Here is a 19,973-nt window from a genome sequence, read left to right on the forward strand (position 1 = left end):
TATATGAATGGTACAAAAGATCTAACAAAAGGTAGTGTAGGGCGTGAATTGTTTGCTCTTGCAGCACCAATTATGGCTACAACATTTATATCACTTGCCTATAACCTTACAGATGTTGCCTGGCTTGGGCATTGGAGCACTGATGCCGTGGCTGCTACTGGAGCAGCAGGTATGGTCATGTGGCTATTCCTTGCTATCGGCACTATGACAAGGGTCGGTGCTGAGGTCGCTGTCGGAATGCGACTTGGGCAAAAAGACAAGATGGCAGCCAAGGAAATGGCTTCACAGGATATAACATTAGCAGGAATTATTTCAATTGTTGTCACAGCAGTTGTCATGATATGGGCTGATGGATTTATCAAGCTCTTCGATGTCTCGCCCAGTATTGTTGTACAGGCCACAACATATATGCGTATCTTTATGTCAGCATCCCCTGCCCTACTTATATCTATGGCATGTTCGGGAATATTCAATGCTGCAGGTAGAACTAAGATAACCTTTTATATCAACGGACTTGGGTTATTAGTTAATATGTCACTAGATCCATTATTCATTTATGGATTCAAAATGGGTATAGCAGGTGCAGCACTTGCATCTTGGATTGCCGCAGTAACAGTGCTTGTAGCATTTATATATGAGTTGAAAGTAAAAAGCCGACTATTCGACGACTTCCATTTTATTGTAAAACCAGTATGGAATAAAATGCTTACTATAGCCAAGATAGGCGCACCAGTGGCTTCATTTAATATTGTATTTGCAATTCTTGGATTTGTAATTACAGGTATGGCATCTAGAGAAGGTGGTGCAGTAGGGTTGTTAGCATACACTACGGGAGGTGATATTGAAGCAATATGCTGGAACACTGCTCAGGGCATGAGTGAAGCATTAAGTGCATTTGTCGCTCAAAACTTTGGAGCAGGCAGAATGGACCGTGTTAAGAAATCATACAATGTAGCGATGCTATTCTGTCTGTCTATCGGATTATTCTGTACAGTACTATTCGTTGGTTTTGGAGAAGATATATTCAGGATATTTGTACCTGATGTCAAAGCCTATACAGTAGGAGCTGAATATATGAGAATAGACGGATATTCGATGGTATTCATGATGCTTGAGATAGTTCATCAGGGAATGTTCTATGGTACCAACCGCTCAATGATACCGGCCGGTATAAGTATTGTAGGCAATATATTGCGTATTCCTATTGCCTTGCTATTAATATCATTTGGTATGGGACTGTCTGCAATCTGGTGGGCAATATGCACCAGTAGTATATCCAAAGGAGCTGTTTCCACATTATGGTATCAAATTTCAACGAAAAGAATAAAATATAAAAATATAGCTTTGTGATATATATATTTAAATAAAATGTACGTTTAGTAACAAAAAACTTGGTATTAGCAATAATAAGTAATACCTTTGCATCATAATAATAAAAAGAAGATGAAAAAGGTATTGCTTGTTATTGTTGTAGTTTTTTGTTTTGCCATTAATTCTTTGGCTCAGACTACTATTGTAAAAGGAATTGTGTTAGATTCACTCACTCATGAGCCGGAGCCTTACGCGACTGTTAGAATTTTTCGCGATCACAAAACAGAAAGGCCTTCCTCGGCAGGTATTACTGACATAAAGGGAAAATTTAGTCAGAAAGTAAATGGGAAAGGTTTATATATGATGTACATCAGTTCTATGGGAAGAAAAGATATCGTACGCGAAATCAACCTTAACAACAACACAATTGATTTCGGCACTATACTGATATGTAATGATGTAAAGACTCTTGACGGTGTCGTAGTAAAGGGTCAGAAACCACTTATAAAGATGGAAGCTGACAAGATGACTTATAATGTCAGCAATGATGTGGATTCAAAATCAAGTACCGTACTAGACATGCTTCGAAAAGTACCTATGGTTACTGTTGATGGACAAGATAATATCACAGTAAACGGTAGTGGTAATTTTAAGGTTTATGTCAATGGAAAACCAAATCTTATGATAAGCAGCAATCCATCTCAAGTATTTAAGATGATGCCTGCTTCTGCTGTACAGAATATAGAGGTAATAACTAATCCCGGAGCAAAGTATGATGCTGAGGGTACAGGAGGTGTACTGAACATTATCATGAGTAGTGAGGCAGCCAGATCTCAGAAGAATGATAATTATAACATCACCCTTACCGGCAATGGTGGTACAATGCCTACTTATGGAGGAGGTGTCTATGCAGCTATGCAGAAAGGCAAGTTCTCTGCATCTATGAATTTTAGTTCACAAAATGTCAACACCAACAATGTAACATCTGATATGACGCGCCAACAGGTGTCTCAATCAGGGACATCATCCATAAACTCTAATACTTCATTAGATAATAAGATTCACTATAACATGGTCAATCTTAATATGAGTTATGAGATTGATTCACTTAGACTTGTTTCTACTACTTTTGGCATTTCAAAATTAAATCATAATCAAGACAATAACGGGAATACTGATGTTATTGGTTTAGGCAGTGACAGCCAATTTGGCTATAAGAGTTTGACTAATAATAAAGACAACAGATACTCTATAAACGGAAGTATTGACTATCAGAGGCAATTTGCTCATCACAAAGGTCGCATGCTTACTCTATCCTATATGATAAGTTCTACACCTGACAAAAATAAGACATTAAATACTTTTGATGGAACAGGAACTTCATATTATAATCTAGGCAACAGATATACAGACGCACACACCAATACTCTTGAGCACACAGCACAAGTTGATTTCACTAATCCTATTGACACCAAGAGTACAATAGATATGGGACTGAAATATATCAGACGAAACAATTCATCTGTATCCGACTACTTTGACGTATTAGGAAATGTATACACAAAGAATAACACCAACAGTATTGATTATAGACATATCAATGATATAGCTGCAGCTTATGCAGAATATAACTTCAACACTGCAAAGATGAATATGAAAGCAGGACTGAGATATGAACATACTTGGCAGAATGTTAAATATTTCTCTGACAATGGCGAAAACTTTAAACTTAATTATGGCAATCTGGTGCCATCGGCAAGCGTATCATATAATCTTGGTACAACAGGCAACATAGGTCTTACTTACAATATGAGAATAAGCCGTCCTGGAATATCAATGCTAAATCCTTATATTAATCGTACAGACCCTACATCGATATCTTATGGTAATACAGATCTTAATTGTGAAAAATCACACACTATAAGCGCTGTATACAACTACTTCACTCCTAAATTCATATTAAATCTTACTCTACGCCAGAGCCTTTGCAACAACTCGATAGCACAGTACAGCTCATACAGTAACAACATTCTTAACACTACATATGGCAATGTTGTCAAGAACCATCAGACAGGACTGAATACATTTATCAGTTGGAGTCCTACAACAGCAACACGGTTCATGATAAATGGAAGTTTGGAGTATGCCGACATGAAGAGCAATCAACTTGGCTATAGTAACAATGGATGGCAAGGAAACTGCATGGCAGGATTACAGCAAACAATGCCTCTGAATATACGTCTGGGATTGAATCTTATTAACAGCACAAAGAGCTATAACATACAGGGTTGGAGTTCAGGATATAACATTGCCGTTGTATCTTTAAGTCGTTCTTTTATGAAAGATGAACGACTGAGTATCAGCGCAATGGCAATATCGCCTCTATCAGGTAAAAATATTAATATCGAAAGTTACTCTGAAGGTACAGGATTTAATACCCGTAATAATATTCATATAGACTTACGTATGATAAACTTCACCGTTACTTATAAATTAGGTCATACATCAACTGTTAAGAAAGCACAGCGTACAATAAATAATACAGATGTGAAACAGGTTGAGAACAACACCAATAACGTTGAGCAGATTATAATTAAATAAAGATTTCTAATTAAGATATACTTAAACCGGTGGCAAGATAAATATTAGTCTTGCCACCGGTTTTCATATTAACCACAATTTATTAATTGTTTAGCACCTACACTCGCAAGGTATCCACATCCAGAATGTAGAACCTTTGCCAAGTTTAGATTCTACTCCGACCTCCCCATTAAACAGACTCGCAATATCTTTGCATATGGATAGTCCCAGACCAGTGCCTTGAACAAACGAATCTAATTTCTCAAACCTATTAAACACAAGATCTTTCTTTTCATATGGAATTCCGATACCTGTATCTTCTACAAAGATACGAAGTCCATTATTAACACATTCATAACCCATACGTATATATCCCTCCGATGTATATTTCACTGCATTAGTAAGAAAATTGGTCAGAACCTGTGTAAAGCGCACCCTGTCTGTATCAATAAAACATTTTGTATTAGTAGATTCAAATATCATCTTTACTTTAGAATCGACAAGTTGCCGTGCAAATACTTCATGATACTCTTTGAATATAGCCTCTATATCAACAGACTCTATACTCAATGGCATTGTACCCGATTCTATTTTTGACAAATCTAGCACGTCATCAATTATCTTAAGCAACCTTTCATTGTTAAGCTTTATTATATCTACAAAGGTCTTTTTATCCTTTTCATCATTTGTATATTGCAACAAATCAGAGAAGCCGATTATAGAGTTAAGAGGTGTACGTATCTCATGACTGACATTGGCTATAAAAGCAGATTTCAGCTTATCTGCCTTCTGGGCTTCTTCCTTCTCATGTTCCAATTGTTTCTGTATATCAATAAGTCTTGTTATATTTATACTCAGACCTATATAATATTCTATTTCTCCTTCTTTATTTCTAAAAGGAGTACCCTCAACACTATAACATGCCGGTCGATAATCCACATAGAATCTATCAAAATTAATCTGAGTACTAAAAGAATTTGCATGACGTTGATCCATCGCAAGGAATAAATCAATAAATTTTTGTTTATCCTCGTCAGCGACATATTGCACAATATCTTTCCATTCCATATCTTCAGGAATAACAAGATTACCATCCAGCGAAGTTCGTTTATGGGTTTCAGGGTTATATTTCCATGTAAGAATACCACTGGATTTCAGCACATACTTCATTCTGAAAGCATAATCTTCAACTTGTTTTCTTAAAGTCTCACGCTCTGTCAGGTCATTATTGTTAACAACGATACATAACAGTTTGTTATCAGATGTATATACAGGACTAATGAATGTCTCAATATAGTGTACTCCTGTTTTGTCTCTCAAACCATAATTCTTAAATTCTTTATATTTATCAAAATCATCATATAGAATAAAATTATCCTTATGTAAATCATTTTTATTAATATATCCCTTTAGTTGTGGATATTCAAAAAGATTCGGTCGTGAGTCAAGGAAAGCTTGTCTATCGCTGACACCGAATATATTGCAAGCAGCATCATTTATTTTCATAAGATAGCCATCTGCATCAAAGTATTGCATACCTATAGAAGTATTGTTGAACATTACTTCATGATCTTTAAGCAGTTCTTTGATTTTGTTCTCTTTGTTTATGCTTTCGGTCACATCCTTATGTGTTCCAATAATCTTTTCCACCTCACCTTTATCATCACGCAGAGAATGCAGTTCTTTCTCAATATAGCGCCAATTTTTATTCCCTGTGTTATCCATACGTACGCATATAGAACCCTCTGGCGGATTACCTTCTATAGACATTTGTATAGCGTCTGCAAAAATGTTAACATCATCAGGGTGGAACATTTTAAGTTCATCTTCGTAAAGACGCCCATCAGCAGGGAAATAGTCACAGAATATATTATAGAATCGTCTTTTCTCTATATTGTATCCCCATATCCCTATTTCACCTGCGTGAAGTGAAATTGCAAGACTATGCTGATTACGCTCCAACTGGCGTTTGGCTTTCCTTATTTTATAGCGCAACAAGGCGTTAAACGCTATAAAAAGAAATATGATTACAGCAAAAGCTGTAACTACTCTATAGATTATGTTTAGATAGAACATCGATTTATCACGCTCAAACCATTTAGAATGAATTTTATCATAAATACCCTCACTCTTCAAGTCGTATACTATAAGACATACTTTTGTTAAAAGCATATAATTAGTACCCGACAAACACAATTTTTCAGGAGGTAAACCCACATCAGCACAGCCAAAGTTGTTGTGATCTGCTATATACCTGGCTGTTTCTATATTGCATAATATTGCATCACATTTTAAGTGCTTTAGCATATATGTTGCCTGCATAAGATCTTCTACAGGCAAGACCTTTATGTTCAGGTTCAAATAGCGTAGCATATATTCAAGATAAGAACCTTTCTCTACTGCCACACGTTTATTTTTCAGTTGTTTATAATATAGAATAGGTTCTTTCAACTTATTATACACAACGCCATCTTTAGCATAGCTGTAAACAGAGCCATAAAATATAGATTTTGTTTTGACGTTGTTGTATGTCATTTCCAAAATCAAATCTGTTTTTCCTGATTCTGCAACTTTCTGTAATTCCTCGCGTGACATTAATCGGATGGTATATCTTTTATGCATTCTCTTCATAACCTCTTTTAGTACGTCAACGCAAAAGCCATCAGGTTTACCCTTTTCGTTAATAAATTCGCATGGTGGATAATATTTATTACCAACTATATCTATCACATCTGGTATGGTATCAGAATTCAAATTTCTGCCTCTTACTGTCAATGAGGACAATATCATCAAGACAGTAAAAACTGTAAAGACAATTACTTTTTTCATAGTTTTTGAATATTAAGACCATAACTACGCCGCAAATATATACAATTTATTTTACAATTGCATTATTTTACATTATTTTTCTTTTTAAAGGTTAATATTATTAAATAAGGACGTTTTAGACTATCGTATAATAATCATCTGTATTTGAATATTTTTTATATTATTAGTAGCCGAAACCTCAACATAAAACGTATAAAGATAATAGTATCTCCATTTTATATTTTGCAAATATAACGTTTGCGGCAGACCTTTCATACATTACAAAAATAAGTATGAATAAGTCTGCCGCAGAATTTCTAAATATGTAATATTATATTTATACAAGTATAGGCACCAGATATTTTGCCAACGCATATCCCCCGAATATGAGCCACATATAGAGTATTGAAGCCAATAGAAAGGGTTTCATGCCTGCCTTACGAAATTTATCGATGCTTGTCTCCGCCCCGAGCGCCGTCATCGCCATGGTGAGTAAGAACACATCAAATGTATTGATAAATGAAACCAAAGCGGCAGGCAACAAATTGAGCGAATTAAAACCTATTACCACAAGGAACAGTACTGCAAACCATGGTATGGATATTTTACGACCACTCTCCTGCTCTACTCCTTTTTGAGCTGCTGCACGGGCAACATCCCAACTTATAACAAGTAGCACAGGAACCAGCATCATCACTCTTATCATCTTTACGATTATGGCATAATCAGATACAGCCTTTCCCATCGCATTACCTGCCCCTACTACGTGTGCTACCTCATGAATGGTAGAACCTGTAAAGATGCCCATCTGCTCGGGAGATATAGCGAAAACACCATTTCTGTAAAGTATTGGATAGAGAAACATTGATATTGTGCCGAATATTACTACCGTAGATACAGCAACAGCTGTTTTGTAGGGTTTTATCTTAATGGCCGATTCTGCTCCGAGAATAGCTGCCGCTCCGCAAATGCCACTGCCTACTGAGGTAAGAAGCGCCACACCACGGTCCATCTTGAGCATTCTGCCTATCATAACCCCACCACTTATTGTTACTGTCACTATTATTGCATCTATTATTATAGCCGGCAGTCCCACAGTTGTTACATCCTGAAATGTTAGTTTAAATCCATACAATATTACACCTATACGCAATATACGCTTAGCGCAAAACTGTATTCCTGGCACCCAGGTATCAGGCAGATTATTACGCAGACTGTTGGCGTATAGCATACCAAGTATGATACCTATAATCATAGGACTGAACGATATACTCTTTGCAAAAGGCATATCGCCTAAATAAAATGCCGCACAAGAGAACAAGGTTATTAATAAGACACCGTGAAGCATGCTGCTTCTGTTTTCACTTAACATATTCTTTCCTTTTTAGTTTGATTTTTCAGACTGCAAAGGTATGAAGAATATCAGTGCGGTGTATATATATTATAACTATAGCCTATAACTTGAAGTTATAAACTTTTTAAATACAGTCTGCATTCCCGAACTCTCGCCTCTCTTTTCTACGAAGCAGAATTCTCTTTCCATCTTTAGTCCCTTTATCTCTATCACTTTGAATTCGCCATTGAGAAGAGCTTTGCTTACCGACCTTACAGATACGATGCCCATACTATTCGAATGTGCTATAAAACCTTTTATGCTCTCGGTACTTCCAAGGTACATCACTATCTTCATGTCTGATAATGACAGTCCCTTATTCTGCAAAGCATTTTCCACTACATCAAGAGTGCCTGAGCCGTGTTCACGCAATACCAGAGGAGTGTTTTGCAGTTCGGATATCGTTATCTCGTCTTTATCGACTAAAACATTCTCCGCACTTACGATAGCTACAAGTTCGTCTTTCATAAATGCAGAATATTTCAACTGCGGCTGACGTATTATGCCCTCCACCATACCTATGTCGATTTTGCCTCCTTGCAATGCAGCCTCTATATCGCGAGAGTTTCCACTCAACACAGATATTGAAGTCTGAGGATACTGTTGTACAAAATCTGCCAATATTTCGGGCATTACATATTGAGATATTGTTGTACTGGCTCCAATTCGTATTTCGCCGCTGTATTTTTTGCGCAGCGCGTTCATTTCAAAATCCAGATGCTGATAATCGCTGAAAATCCTTTGACAATGGTCTAAAAGCAACTGCCCCGCATGAGTAAGTGAGATCCTGTTGCCCAGCCGGTCGAACAGGCGCACATGATATTCAGCTTCCAGTTCCTGAATATGCTTACTTATAGCCGGCTGACTGATATACAGTTCTTGCGAAGCCTTAGTGAAACTGAGGTTTTGCGCTACACTGCGAAATACTTTCAATCGTATATCAACCATAATTCATATCTTTTTATATTTTACCAGAATTTATTATTTTCCTCACTATATTCAAAACCGACCTTCGACAGATTGTTTTCCAGTTCTGCGCGGTCTACGTTCATGTCATCGCAAAGTTCGTCCAGCGACTTATAATTATCTCTAAGTAGCATATTAACAGCCGAGAAAAGTATATAGGGATCTTGTGGTAATTTTTCCATATCGTGTGCAAAGGTAATAAAAGTGAATGAGATTTTCTTTCCATCTATGTCTTTTTCGTATTGGAAAACAATAAGTTAGCTTAATATTATGCTCAATAGATGCGTTATCATAACATTTAACTTATTTTATCCGTCAAAAGCAACAAAAGTTATCGTTTTCTTATAGATATTACTATCTTTGCGAAGTGGATAATTAGTAATAATTTAAATTTTTAGGTTATGAAAAAAACAGTTGTAATTTATGGTTCGTCTACAGGTACTTGCGAAGGTATCGCTAAAATGATAGCTTCTAAACTGGGACTGGAAAATAGTAGCGTTGTTGATGTCAGCAAACTAAGCGATGACGTCATAGCGCAGAATGATAACCTAATTCTTGGCACCTCTACATGGGGAGATGGAGAATTACAAGACGACTGGATTGATGGTCTTGAAAAGTTGAAATCAATGGATCTTAACGGCAAGACTGTAGCCCTGTTTGGCTGTGGCGATTCCGACTCTTATAGCGAGTCTTTCTGCGGGGCAATGATTGAACTGTGGAACGGGTTAAAATCCAAGGGCGTTAATTTTATTGGAGAGGTTCCAATCGATGGCTATACTTTCGACGATTCAGAGTCGGTGATAGACGGCCGTTTCGTTGGCCTTGCTCTTGATGAGGTAAACGAGGACGACAAGACTGAAGCCAGAATAGACAGCTGGATAGCACAGATTAAGAGCCAGTTGTAAGTAAGATAAGATGTTGCTCACTATGATAAGGGGCTAGTTATTTATATAAACACATAAAATATTAGAGATTATGATTATTGAAAAAATTCATGCAAGGGAAATTCTCGATTCAAGAGGAAATCCAACAGTTGAAGTTGACGTGACATTAGAGTCGGGCATAACGGGCAGAGCATCTGTACCGTCAGGAGCATCGACAGGTGAAAATGAAGCTCTCGAACTGCGTGATGGAGATAAGACACGCTTCGGCGGAAAGGGCGTTACTAAGGCGGTAGAGAATGTTAACGGCAAAATAGCCGATGCCATAATAGGAATGTCAGCGCTCGAACAGCGTGCTATAGATAAGAAGATGATCCAACTGGATGGTACAGCCACGAAGTCTAATCTTGGTGCTAATGCCATACTGGGTGTATCTCTTGCCGTGGCTCATGCGGCTGCCAATTATCTTGGTTTGCCTCTATACAGATATATTGGAGGCACAAATACGTATGTTCTGCCTGTCCCGATGATGAATATCATCAACGGCGGTGCACACAGCGACGCGCCTATCGCCTTCCAGGAGTTTATGATCAGACCCGTAGGTGCCTTTTCTGAACAAGAGGCAGTGCGGATGGGATCTGAGGTCTTCCACGCTTTACATAAATTGCTCAAGGGTCGTGGATTAAGTACGGCTGTTGGTGATGAAGGTGGTTTTGCTCCAAAACTTGAGGGTATAGAAGATGCTCTTCAAAGCATTGTCGATGCTATCACCAAGGCAGGATACGAACCCGGCAAGGACATCACTATTGCTGTAGATTGTGCCGCAAGCGAGTTCTCAACCGAAAAGGATGGTAAGTTCTATTACGACTACAGTCAACTGAGCAACGGAATGAAGAAAGATCCTAACGGCAGGAAGTTGTCTGATGATGAGCAGATTGCTTATATGGAACATTTGATTTCAAAGTATCCTATCGACTCTATCGAGGATGGTCTTGACGAGAACGACTGGGAAGGATGGACCAAGATGACAAAGGCTCTCGGCGGCAAATGCCAGTTGGTAGGCGATGATTTGTTTGTCACCAATGTTAAATATCTTGAGAAGGGTATCATCAGCGGTGCTGCAAATTCTATTCTTATCAAGGTTAATCAGATCGGTACACTGTCAGAAACGCTTGATGCTATCGAGATGGCTCACCGCCATGGATATACTACGGTCACATCTCACAGATCGGGCGAGACCGAAGATACCACCATCGCAGATATTGCCGTTGCTACCAATTCAGGACAGATCAAGACCGGTTCTATGAGTCGTACAGACCGTATTGCCAAATACAACCAGTTGATACGCATCGAAGAGGAGCTTGGTCCTAATGCTGTGTACGGATATAGAAAACTTAAAGCTGAATAATCCCAATTACGATACAATTCGGTACAGAAATACTATATTTTCCTTACTTTGTTACAAAACAAAAGTTTTTTGAAACAAAATAGTAAGAGGATTATATTATTTAGGCTTAATTTTGCAGGCAGAAAGAAACAAAATATAGCGATGAAAAATTTTATTTGCATTCTGCTTTTGCTTTTAAGCATAAATTCGTATGGTAAAGTAATTAATGATAAAGAGATTAAGTCTCCCGATAGGTTGGTAAACTTCTCTTCGGGAGACTTACTTTTGAATGTTAAGAACTGCGTCTCAATATGCCTCGACCCTAATGATCTTAAGGGTGTGGATATAGCAGTAGGCAATCTTTGCACCGATATTCACAAGGTGTGTGGCGCTACCGTCAGCACATCTGCCGATGCTTCTTCACGTATCATCATTGGTACAATTGGCCATTCTCGTGCCATCGACCTTTTGATTAAACAAGGTAAGATAGATGGCAGCATGCTACGTGGCAAGCGCGAAAAATATATTATTACATCTATTGGCAATCAACTTATTATTGCCGGTAGCGACCGCCGTGGTTCTATTTATGGCGTCTATCAACTGTCGCAGCAGATCGGTGTGTCGCCCTGGTATTGGTGGGCTGATGTGCCTGTTGACCATCACGACCGCATATATATCAATGAGGGCGTTTACTCAGAGGGAGAACCTGCCATACGCTATCGTGGCATTTTCCTCAACGACGAGGCGCCGTGCCTAACATCTTGGGTCAAGAATACTTATGGCACCGACTTTGGCGATCATCGTTTTTATTCACGTGTTTTCGAACTTCTTCTTCGTCTTAAAGCCAATTTCATATGGCCTGCCATGTGGGGATGGGCTTTCTATGCTGACGATTCGCTCAACAGCAAGACGGCCGACGATATGGGCATTATAATAGGAACATCTCATCACGAACCGATGTGCCGTTCGCAGAAAGAGTGGCATAACCATACTGACAATCCCAACGTCGAACCTCAGGGTGCTAAAAGGCATGCAGATGTGGGCGGAGCATGGGATTATACGACCAACAAGGCCAACCTCGATGCCTTCTGGGCAGGTGGTGTGGCTCGCAATAAGAATACCGAAGACCTTGTCACTATTGGCATGCGCGGCGATGGAGATATGCCAATGAGTAATGGCAAGAATATCGGTCTGCTACAGGATATCATCAAAAATCAACGTAGGATCATAGAACAGCAACGTGGCAAGAAGGCTAAGGATGTGCCGCAGGTCTGGGCTTTATATAAAGAGGTGATGGACTATTATGATGCAGGCATGAAAGTGCCCGACGATGTCACATTGCTACTCTGCGATGACAACTGGGGCGATGTGCGCCGTGTGCCTAAGGCTGCCGACCGCAACAGAAAGGGCGGTTGGGGTCTTTACTATCATGTCGACTATGTTGGTGCGCCACGCAACAGCAAATGGATCAACGTCACCCCTACTCAGAATATGTGGGAGCAGCTCACCCTGGCTTACGATTATGGCATAGACCGCCTGTGGATTCTTAATGTGGGCGATCTCAAACCGATGGAGTATCCTATACAGATGTTTATGGATATGGCTTGGAATCCCAAACAATACAGGGCCGACAACATCACAGACCACACACGCAAGTTCTGTTCAGAGCAGTTCGGCGAGAGCAATGCCGACGAGGCCGCACGCCTACTCAACTTATGCTGTAAGATGAACGGCCGCTGCACAGCCGAGATGCTGACCTCGCGTACCTATAATATCCATACCGGCGAATGGTCAGAGGTCGTAAATCAATACACCAAACTCGAGAACGAAGCTCTGCGTCTGTTCATCAACTTAAAACCGGAGCAGCGTGATGCCTACCGCGAAATCATCCTATTCCCCATCCAAGCCATGAGCAATCTGCATTACATGTATTACGCCCAGGCCATGAACGACAGTCTGTATAAGGCAGGCAATCCCGATGCCAACAAATGGGCCGACGAGTGCAAAAATGCATTCCACCGCGACTCGTTGCTTTGCTATCAGTACAATCATGATATAGCAGGGGGCAAATGGAATGGCATGATGACACAGAAACACATCGGCTACAGGATGTGGGCAGATATGTTCCCACACGACATGATGCCGAAGGTAAATTACATCTCAATAGGTGATAAAGACGGCGGATATGTCTTTGCGGGCGACAAAGGTTTTGTATCTATCGAGGCCGAGCATTACTTTGCCAAACACGATGGCAAAGCCAAATGGACGGTAATACCATACATGGGTCGCACATTAAGCGGTATAGCAATGATGCCATACACGAGTGATGTCAAAGGTGGCAGTTTAACTTACAGATTCCGAACCAACAAGAGTGGCATAGCCAAGGTCAAGGCTCATATAATAGTTAAGTCCACGCTCGACTTCCTTAATTGCGGTGGTCTGAAGTACAATGTCAGTATTGACGGAGGAGCACCTCTAACGGTCAATTTCAACAAAGACATGAACGAGAAGCCTCAAAACATAAATTCCAAGTACTACCCTGTTGTAGTAGGCAGAGTTGTAGAGAGTGTAGTAGATTTGCCAATCAGCGACACCGCCGGCGACGTGCATTCTTTCACTATCAGTCCGTTAGATCCGGGCATCGTTATAGAGAAGATAGTAATAGACTGGGGAGGTTATCAACCATCCTACCTTTTCGGCAATGAAAGTGCTAAGACTCTTTCATTACAGTAGACAGAAAGTATTATCGGGGGCGATTTCTTAATCGCCGTCCGCTAAACCATAATGAATAAGTCCAACCCATTGAAACACATGAGTTGGACTTATTTATTTCCCGGATTAGCATATTATTCAAGTCCCACAAGGAGACCGTCTTGAATATCAATTCTTTCTGCTTGTGGATGCTTTGGTAATCCGGGCATGCGCATAATGTCTCCAGCTACAGCCACAATCATTTCGGCACCGGTGTTTATGACAAGGTCACGAATAGTGAATGTGAAGTCCTTTGGCACACCATATCTCTTTGCATCGTCGCTTAGTGAATATTGTGTCTTAGCAATACATACAGGATAATTGCTTAGGCCCCATTCATCAACGCGCTCAAGAGCTTTCTTTGCCGACTTTTTGAATACCACGTTGCTAGCACCATATACATTCTTTGCGACACTGGTAATCTTGTCTTTTATGCTATCAGTTTCGCTATATGTGAATTTAATATCTCCAGAAGGATTGTTTGATATTGTGTCTATGGCTAACTGTGCAAGTTCCAAACATCCTTCACCGCCTTTCATGTAAGCCTCATTCATAGCGAATCCTACTCCACATGCTTTACAGTGTTGCCTCACGATATTTATTTCTTCCTCCTTATCGTTGCTGAATCTGTTTAAGGTAACAACTACGCTTTGTCCCATATTGCGCATGTTACTGATGTGCTTATCCAGATTTTCAAGTCCGGCTTTTACGTTGTCGATATTTCCGTTGTTAGAATCTCCAACCAGCATACCTCCGTGCATTTTCAGTCCCATAATAGTAGCCACAATAATAGTAAGTTTAGGCTGTATTCCTGCTTTTCTGCATTTAATATCAAGGAACTTCTCTGCACCAAGATCTGCACCGAATCCGGCTTCTGTTACAACATAGTCACCGAATGTCATTGCCATTTTTGTTGCTAGAATACTGTTGCATCCATGGGCGATATTAGCAAAAGGACCACCGTGAATAAATGCTGCTGTTCCTTCTATTGTCTGTACAAGGTTTGGTGATAAAGCGTCTCTCAGTAAAACAGTGATAGCTCCACCAACACCAAGATCTTTCACTTTGAATGGTTTGTTGTCGAATGTCACTCCAAGTAAAATATTCTCAATTCTAAGTCTCAGGTCTTCTTCGTCTTTAGCCAAGCAAAGTATAGCCATGATCTCACTTGCAGGAGTGATATCAAATCCGCTTTCTGCAACAACGCCGTTAGTCTTGGGGCCAAGACCTGTAGTGATACATCTCAAATTGCGGTCGTTGATATCAAGAACTCTTTTCCAGAGCACCTCTTTTAGAGCGAAACCTTCCTCGCGGTGTTGATAAATGTAATTATCAAGCAATGCCGCAATCATGTTATGAGCAGAAGTAATTGCATGGAAATCACCTGTGAAATGCAGATTAATTCTATCCATTGGCAACACCTGTGAATAACCTCCACCGGTAGCACCGCCCTTCATGCCGAAGCAAGGACCAAGACTTGGCTCACGAAGAGCCAATACTGATTTTTTGCCCAGTCTGTTCATTGCCATTGATAAGCCAATGCATACTGTGGTTTTTCCGATGCCGGCCTTAGTAGGGCTTATAGCAGTAACAAGAATAAGATTACTTTTGGCAACTTTGTCAGCGTCAATAAGTTTCAATGGTACTTTGGCAATATACTTGCCATAGTTTTCCAGATCCTCACTTGGTAATTCAATCCTTTCCGCAATCTTTTCAATGCGTTCCAATTTGCATTCACGTGCAATTTCGAGTTCCGTTTTCATTTATTTATTGTATAGTAATGTTTGTGTATTCTCAGTCTGTGATGTCCCTGTCTATATTTAATACATCTTTTTCCATAAAGCTCACTAATATCAATACTTCGTTAAATAATTACTTAACTATCTTATATCAATGGAATACATCAACAAAGCTTAGTATGTAAAATTTGATCAAGTGACTGATTTTCAGTAACTTTATGTTTTCTACCCATTAGTTAAACATGGGAATATCAAGAGCACTTAACCAATAGATGAATATCTGTAGAGATGCCTTTGATGGATCGGCTGCAAAGTTAAATAAAAGTTTTAAATCTGTCATTATTGAAACCCTACTTTTATTTATGGTCATACCAAGAAAAATAAATTTCACATAAAACATAGTATGTTTCAATTCAAATTCATTTAATAGTACGGTATCTAATTAAAAATAGTTTTTAAAAGCATTGTCTAACTAAAATAAATTAATGGAATAACAATCGAAAAAATGCAAATATTAGATAGTATTAAAATATAAGGTTGATAATTTATAAACTATTTCAAGATTATATAACAAAAGAACAACAATAATATTCATTTCATATGGATTTTGTGATTTACAAATCAACCCAAATACATTAAAAAGAAGTAGACACATTTATAAATAATGTGCCTACTTCATTCATTAAAGTCGCTATCCAAGCAATGTCTGATTACTTAATCACACACCAAATTTCCTGCTTAGTCTCAATGGCAGTATCAAGATAGTCTTGGATATTTTCCATCGCCTGCCTACTCCTCAATACCAAACCGCGGATGGTGTTATAACCTACGAGAATGCAGCCCTGAGTGTTCTTGGGCGTATTGCCCTGATGTATCATTACACCCTCAAAGTTAGGCACATCCATAAGATATGGCATTTTCATACCGAATTTTCTCGATAGCTTCATCAGTATTCTGTATCGCCCCTCGGGTATGGCCGTCTTGCCTAGCACCTTTTCATCCTTGTTCCAGTCTATGCAGTGCGGCTCTAGCGTGTCGCATATCCTGTGGCCGTTTATTGTCAACCTGCCTATCGTGTACTCAGCCTTCTTGGCTATTCTTGTAATTATTATTTCCATTGTAGTTTCTTAAATTTGTTTTTACCGATTTTTTCTACCAGTCCGTTTTGTTTCCATCTCCATAGTACCTGTTTTACAGGACTCTTATAGCCCGCCTGCATGCGCAGAAGCACAAGTTGCTCTACCGTGAACTCATCAGGCAGTGAACCCAATAAGGGTTGATAATAAGTAGTTTTTTCCTTCGCCGAACAAAGACTTTCACCTTCCATCATCAGGTGGTTCATCTCTTCGCCGAACAGGTCCAACTGCTCTGCAAGCGCATAACTTGCCACCCATGTGGCGAATTCTATGGCCTCGTCGGTCTCTTCTTCATCAGAAAGCAGCACGGCCAGTAGTCCTGCCCTAAATCCGATTACAGCCGAGCGGCGGCGGAAGATGTCGAGCGCGGGGTTCTCTTGTGTCTCCAGATACTCCAGACGACGAGCTTCGAGCCAGCCCCATATGGCCTGTTTTACACGGGGGATGTCGAACTCCACGGGGTCTGATTGAGGCAGTTTGCCCGATGCATTGTCCGGTTCATCCGCATTGCCTATGGCCTCCGATTCTTTTTCGGGAGTTTCCCGACCAAGAGCCATCAACTTCTCCACCCATTTTGCCACTTCTGCCTCTTCGTCTTTCGTCAGTCTACCGAATATAGGCATCTGAGCGCCTAGCATATCAGGCAGTTGCGAGAAGCACACACGGCTCACCAGTCCGCCCTCCACGTCGTTATAATATCGGTGTACCGCCACAGGAGTACCGCACGTCAGCGTGTTGTAAAACACCTTGACCATTGCGCTCCACGAGTTGTCGCTCATATAGTCCTGACCGCAGATAGAGTTGTCGAATGCCTGTCGCATGATGTCGTCTTTCTGACTCCATGCCCCACTCTTTCTGCCTTTGGATAGCGTGTCTATTTCCTCCGCATAAGTAAAGAGATGCTCGCTCTCAGAACAGTCCAACCGTTTGAACAGCATGGCGTTGGATATGGTGGCAGGCACTATGCGGATCTTTGCGCGAGGGTCTTCGGGCTGTTGCTTGGAGTTTTTGCGCGCCTTCTTCTCTTCCATCCATCGGCGCTCCTTCTCGCGCTCGTCGTTGTCTTGCTTTTGCAGTCGTCCGAGCAACATATCGACCAACTTTCGTGTACAACTCTTTCCGCTCGCCTGTGGCGCAACGATACACGTTAAGAACGACAGCAAATGCTCAGCTCCGTCAAAATATCTTGCCCTTGCACGTGTGGCCAGAGTGCCGAGGATAGGCATAGCAGACATCAGGATGGCGGCGCGGTATTCTTGCGGATAACTCTTGGTAAGCAGGTCTAACAATCGCGGCAGATGCTCTGGTAAAGGGGGTGTCTTATCATTGGCAGATGATGGGACTATGATTTTTGCGTCGGCCTGTTCTATACCTGCCGCAGCATCAGCTGTAGCCGCATTCATCTCCATTTGCTGTGATGTAAGCAGGCGTAGCGTCTGTCCCAGATGTGGCGGCAGTTCTGTGCGACGCACAGTCGACAGAGCCGATTGTACCGTTTGCGCCACCTCTTCTTCGCTCATTCCCCATCTTGGCACTACCTGCATTAATCTTGATTGTGAGAAGTCGCAGATATATCGTAATTGACGCACCAGATTGTAAAGTGTGGTATTACGCTCACCCTCAGCAGGTTCGCCGTCTACACCCTGTGCCAATAGCAGTCTGTCAATGATCAACTTAAAAGGTATGCCTTTGAAGTTGGGTTCGTCTACCATTTCTTTTGCTGATTCCACACACTCACTTGCTGTTTTTTCTGTTGAGACCTGAGACTTGAGACTTTTTTTCGGTTTTACATCGTTTTTCTGTTGCTTTGCTTCAGCTCGTTCATCCACAGTTTTAGTCTCTGTATGCTGATTTTCGTTTTCACCAAACAGCCTCTCCTCGTCTATCATCAGCACATACGCCTCGGGCACTGCAAACGAAATCCTTGCAAGATCTTTCGTGCACCCGTCGTATTGTTCGATGCCCAGTTGACCGGCAAACCACAGTTGCGCCTGTGCGATAGTCATGCCTTTAGGTGTGCGAAACACATATCTCAGTCCGCGGGTCGACGGGGTGATGTGAGCCAGCACCACACCGATGCCTTTTATCTTCTCGGCCGTCTCACCAAATGTGGCCTTGGGGTCGTCCAGATCATCCACATCAAACATGCAGAATCCGCTCTCCTCGGCACTTGTGTTGTGCCTCTTGCCGTCGGTATAGTGCGCTTGAAAACAGAACGCAGGCAAGCGTTTCTTCAACCGGGCCACCTCATCCCACAGCGCCTTCTCGTCCTTTTCGAGAGCCGCAAGGTCGCCCGGTTCGGTGGTAGCGGCTATCTGCCGCTCCACCTCTTCTATCTTCGTCTTTACAATATCAGCTATCTCCCTGCACGTCTGCACCACCACTTGCGAACACAAGGTATTGTGTAATATTTCTTTTGTACAAAGAATAGGTTTGCTATTAAATCTACTTACAATATCGAACATTTCAACTCCTCTCTTTTCTTCATGATTACCTCCACAGCGCTATCCATCTCGTCATCCAGAGCATCCTCTATTTCAATGTTTTCCATGGTCAAAGGCATTTTTACGTGTACCAGAAACGAACGACTCGTCATCTCCACTCTCAGAGTACCATTGTCGTGTATTTTCTCCCTCATAGGCGCCATCTGCATATGTTTCAGCATCTGCGAGGGGGTGAACGTCAGTCCGCCGTCAATCAGATATTCCATGCGTCCCATTCTCTGCACTTTTTTTGGCAGATTAGGTTTGTCGGCTTGCGCTTCGTCAGCCTTAAATTTCACTATTCCCTCTTTATTTATTGTGGTCGTACCACAGAGACTTATGCTATCAGTCTCGATTTTTATTTCGTCCATTTGTTTATTTTTTTTAGAACGTTATCAGGCTTTTTGCCCGCAGTAATAGTAATTCGGATGTACGTATTTCTCCCCCTTCTGGTCTCTCCTATTCCTCCCTTTTGATTAGGGAGGTGTCACGAAGTGACGGAGGATAAGTAACAACCGGAAGATTAATTAAAGAGTAG

General features: G+C 40.7%; 13 protein-coding genes. 5 read left to right on the top strand and 8 right to left on the bottom strand.

Annotated features, from left to right (window positions below; translation table 11 throughout):
* The first annotated feature begins 3 nt into the window (after nucleotides 1–3).
* Nucleotides 4–1,350 (top strand): MATE family efflux transporter, encoded by a 1,347-nt coding sequence (locus tag XYLOR_RS06860; protein ID WP_036878028.1) that lies wholly within the window; start codon nucleotides 4–6, stop codon nucleotides 1,348–1,350.
* A 93-nt stretch (nucleotides 1,351–1,443) separates the two neighbouring features.
* The gene (locus tag XYLOR_RS06865) at nucleotides 1,444–3,912 is read left to right on the top strand and encodes a TonB-dependent receptor (RefSeq protein ID WP_036878030.1); all 2,469 of its coding nucleotides are present in this window, start codon (nucleotides 1,444–1,446) and stop codon (nucleotides 3,910–3,912) included.
* A gap of 90 nt (nucleotides 3,913–4,002) precedes the next feature.
* Here XYLOR_RS06865 and XYLOR_RS06870 read toward each other — a convergent pair whose 3' ends face one another.
* The 4 genes from XYLOR_RS06870 to XYLOR_RS06885 all read right to left on the bottom strand — a co-directional run bounded on the left by XYLOR_RS06870 (nucleotide 4,003) and on the right by XYLOR_RS06885 (nucleotide 9,240).
* Nucleotides 4,003–6,720, bottom strand: coding sequence for an ATP-binding protein (locus tag XYLOR_RS06870; protein ID WP_036878032.1), 2,718 nt, complete (start codon nucleotides 6,718–6,720; stop codon nucleotides 4,003–4,005).
* 316 nt (nucleotides 6,721–7,036) lie between these two features.
* Complete coding sequence (locus XYLOR_RS06875) at nucleotides 7,037–8,071, bottom strand: YeiH family protein (RefSeq protein WP_036878034.1); 1,035 nt, start codon at nucleotides 8,069–8,071, stop codon at nucleotides 7,037–7,039.
* Nucleotides 8,072–8,146: 75 nt separating this feature from the next.
* The gene (locus XYLOR_RS06880) at nucleotides 8,147–9,040 is read right to left on the bottom strand and encodes a LysR substrate-binding domain-containing protein (RefSeq protein WP_036878036.1); all 894 of its coding nucleotides are present in this window, start codon (nucleotides 9,038–9,040) and stop codon (nucleotides 8,147–8,149) included.
* A 20-nt stretch (nucleotides 9,041–9,060) separates the two neighbouring features.
* Nucleotides 9,061–9,240, bottom strand: coding sequence for a DUF4250 domain-containing protein (locus XYLOR_RS06885; protein ID WP_036878037.1), 180 nt, complete (start codon nucleotides 9,238–9,240; stop codon nucleotides 9,061–9,063).
* Nucleotides 9,241–9,459: 219 nt separating this feature from the next.
* On the opposite strand from XYLOR_RS06885, the gene fldA reads away from it, so the two are divergent.
* From fldA to XYLOR_RS06900, 3 genes are all read left to right on the top strand, one after another.
* Nucleotides 9,460–9,963 carry a flavodoxin FldA gene (gene fldA / locus XYLOR_RS06890; protein WP_036878039.1) on the top strand — a complete coding sequence of 168 codons (504 nt, stop codon included), beginning with the start codon at nucleotides 9,460–9,462 and terminating at the stop codon, nucleotides 9,961–9,963.
* Nucleotides 9,964–10,033: 70 nt separating this feature from the next.
* Nucleotides 10,034–11,347 carry a phosphopyruvate hydratase gene (gene eno / locus XYLOR_RS06895; protein WP_036878041.1) on the top strand — a complete coding sequence of 438 codons (1,314 nt, stop codon included), beginning with the start codon at nucleotides 10,034–10,036 and terminating at the stop codon, nucleotides 11,345–11,347.
* Between the two features lie 141 nt (nucleotides 11,348–11,488).
* Nucleotides 11,489–14,059: a glycosyl hydrolase 115 family protein gene (locus XYLOR_RS06900; protein ID WP_036878043.1), complete on the top strand. Its 2,571-nt coding sequence runs from the start codon at nucleotides 11,489–11,491 to the stop codon at nucleotides 14,057–14,059.
* 113 nt (nucleotides 14,060–14,172) lie between these two features.
* Here the strand turns inward: XYLOR_RS06900 and XYLOR_RS06905 are convergent, their stop codons facing one another.
* The 4 genes from XYLOR_RS06905 to XYLOR_RS06920 all read right to left on the bottom strand — a co-directional run bounded on the left by XYLOR_RS06905 (nucleotide 14,173) and on the right by XYLOR_RS06920 (nucleotide 19,806).
* Nucleotides 14,173–15,840, bottom strand: coding sequence for a formate--tetrahydrofolate ligase (locus XYLOR_RS06905; RefSeq protein ID WP_036878045.1), 1,668 nt, complete (start codon nucleotides 15,838–15,840; stop codon nucleotides 14,173–14,175).
* A gap of 686 nt (nucleotides 15,841–16,526) precedes the next feature.
* Nucleotides 16,527–16,934, bottom strand: a complete 408-nt coding sequence (locus tag XYLOR_RS06910) for a DUF5675 family protein (protein WP_036878047.1) — start codon at nucleotides 16,932–16,934, stop codon at nucleotides 16,527–16,529.
* Nucleotides 16,925–19,417 carry a DUF3987 domain-containing protein gene (locus XYLOR_RS06915; RefSeq protein ID WP_036878048.1) on the bottom strand — a complete coding sequence of 831 codons (2,493 nt, stop codon included), beginning with the start codon at nucleotides 19,415–19,417 and terminating at the stop codon, nucleotides 16,925–16,927. Before XYLOR_RS06915 ends, XYLOR_RS06910 begins: the two co-directional genes overlap by 10 nt.
* Nucleotides 19,402–19,806, bottom strand: coding sequence for a hypothetical protein (locus XYLOR_RS06920; protein ID WP_036878050.1), 405 nt, complete (start codon nucleotides 19,804–19,806; stop codon nucleotides 19,402–19,404). Before XYLOR_RS06920 ends, XYLOR_RS06915 begins: the two co-directional genes overlap by 16 nt.
* Nucleotides 19,807–19,973 lie beyond the last annotated feature (167 nt).

It is taken from the genome of Xylanibacter oryzae DSM 17970 (assembly GCF_000585355.1).
Taxonomy (GTDB): domain Bacteria; phylum Bacteroidota; class Bacteroidia; order Bacteroidales; family Bacteroidaceae; genus Prevotella; species Prevotella oryzae.

Coding starts and splice junctions, on each gene's coding strand:
- XYLOR_RS06860 (WP_036878028.1), top strand. CDS start 4: ATGAATGGTACAAAAGATCTAACAAAAGGTAGTGTAGGGCGTGAATTG.
- XYLOR_RS06865 (WP_036878030.1), top strand. CDS start 1,444: ATGAAAAAGGTATTGCTTGTTATTGTTGTAGTTTTTTGTTTTGCCATT.
- XYLOR_RS06870 (WP_036878032.1), bottom strand. CDS start 6,720: ATGAAAAAAGTAATTGTCTTTACAGTTTTTACTGTCTTGATGATATTG.
- XYLOR_RS06875 (WP_036878034.1), bottom strand. CDS start 8,071: ATGTTAAGTGAAAACAGAAGCAGCATGCTTCACGGTGTCTTATTAATA.
- XYLOR_RS06880 (WP_036878036.1), bottom strand. CDS start 9,040: ATGGTTGATATACGATTGAAAGTATTTCGCAGTGTAGCGCAAAACCTC.
- XYLOR_RS06885 (WP_036878037.1), bottom strand. CDS start 9,240: ATGGAAAAATTACCACAAGATCCCTATATACTTTTCTCGGCTGTTAAT.
- fldA (WP_036878039.1), top strand. CDS start 9,460: ATGAAAAAAACAGTTGTAATTTATGGTTCGTCTACAGGTACTTGCGAA.
- eno (WP_036878041.1), top strand. CDS start 10,034: ATGATTATTGAAAAAATTCATGCAAGGGAAATTCTCGATTCAAGAGGA.
- XYLOR_RS06900 (WP_036878043.1), top strand. CDS start 11,489: ATGAAAAATTTTATTTGCATTCTGCTTTTGCTTTTAAGCATAAATTCG.
- XYLOR_RS06905 (WP_036878045.1), bottom strand. CDS start 15,840: ATGAAAACGGAACTCGAAATTGCACGTGAATGCAAATTGGAACGCATT.
- XYLOR_RS06910 (WP_036878047.1), bottom strand. CDS start 16,934: ATGGAAATAATAATTACAAGAATAGCCAAGAAGGCTGAGTACACGATA.
- XYLOR_RS06915 (WP_036878048.1), bottom strand. CDS start 19,417: ATGTTCGATATTGTAAGTAGATTTAATAGCAAACCTATTCTTTGTACA.
- XYLOR_RS06920 (WP_036878050.1), bottom strand. CDS start 19,806: ATGGACGAAATAAAAATCGAGACTGATAGCATAAGTCTCTGTGGTACG.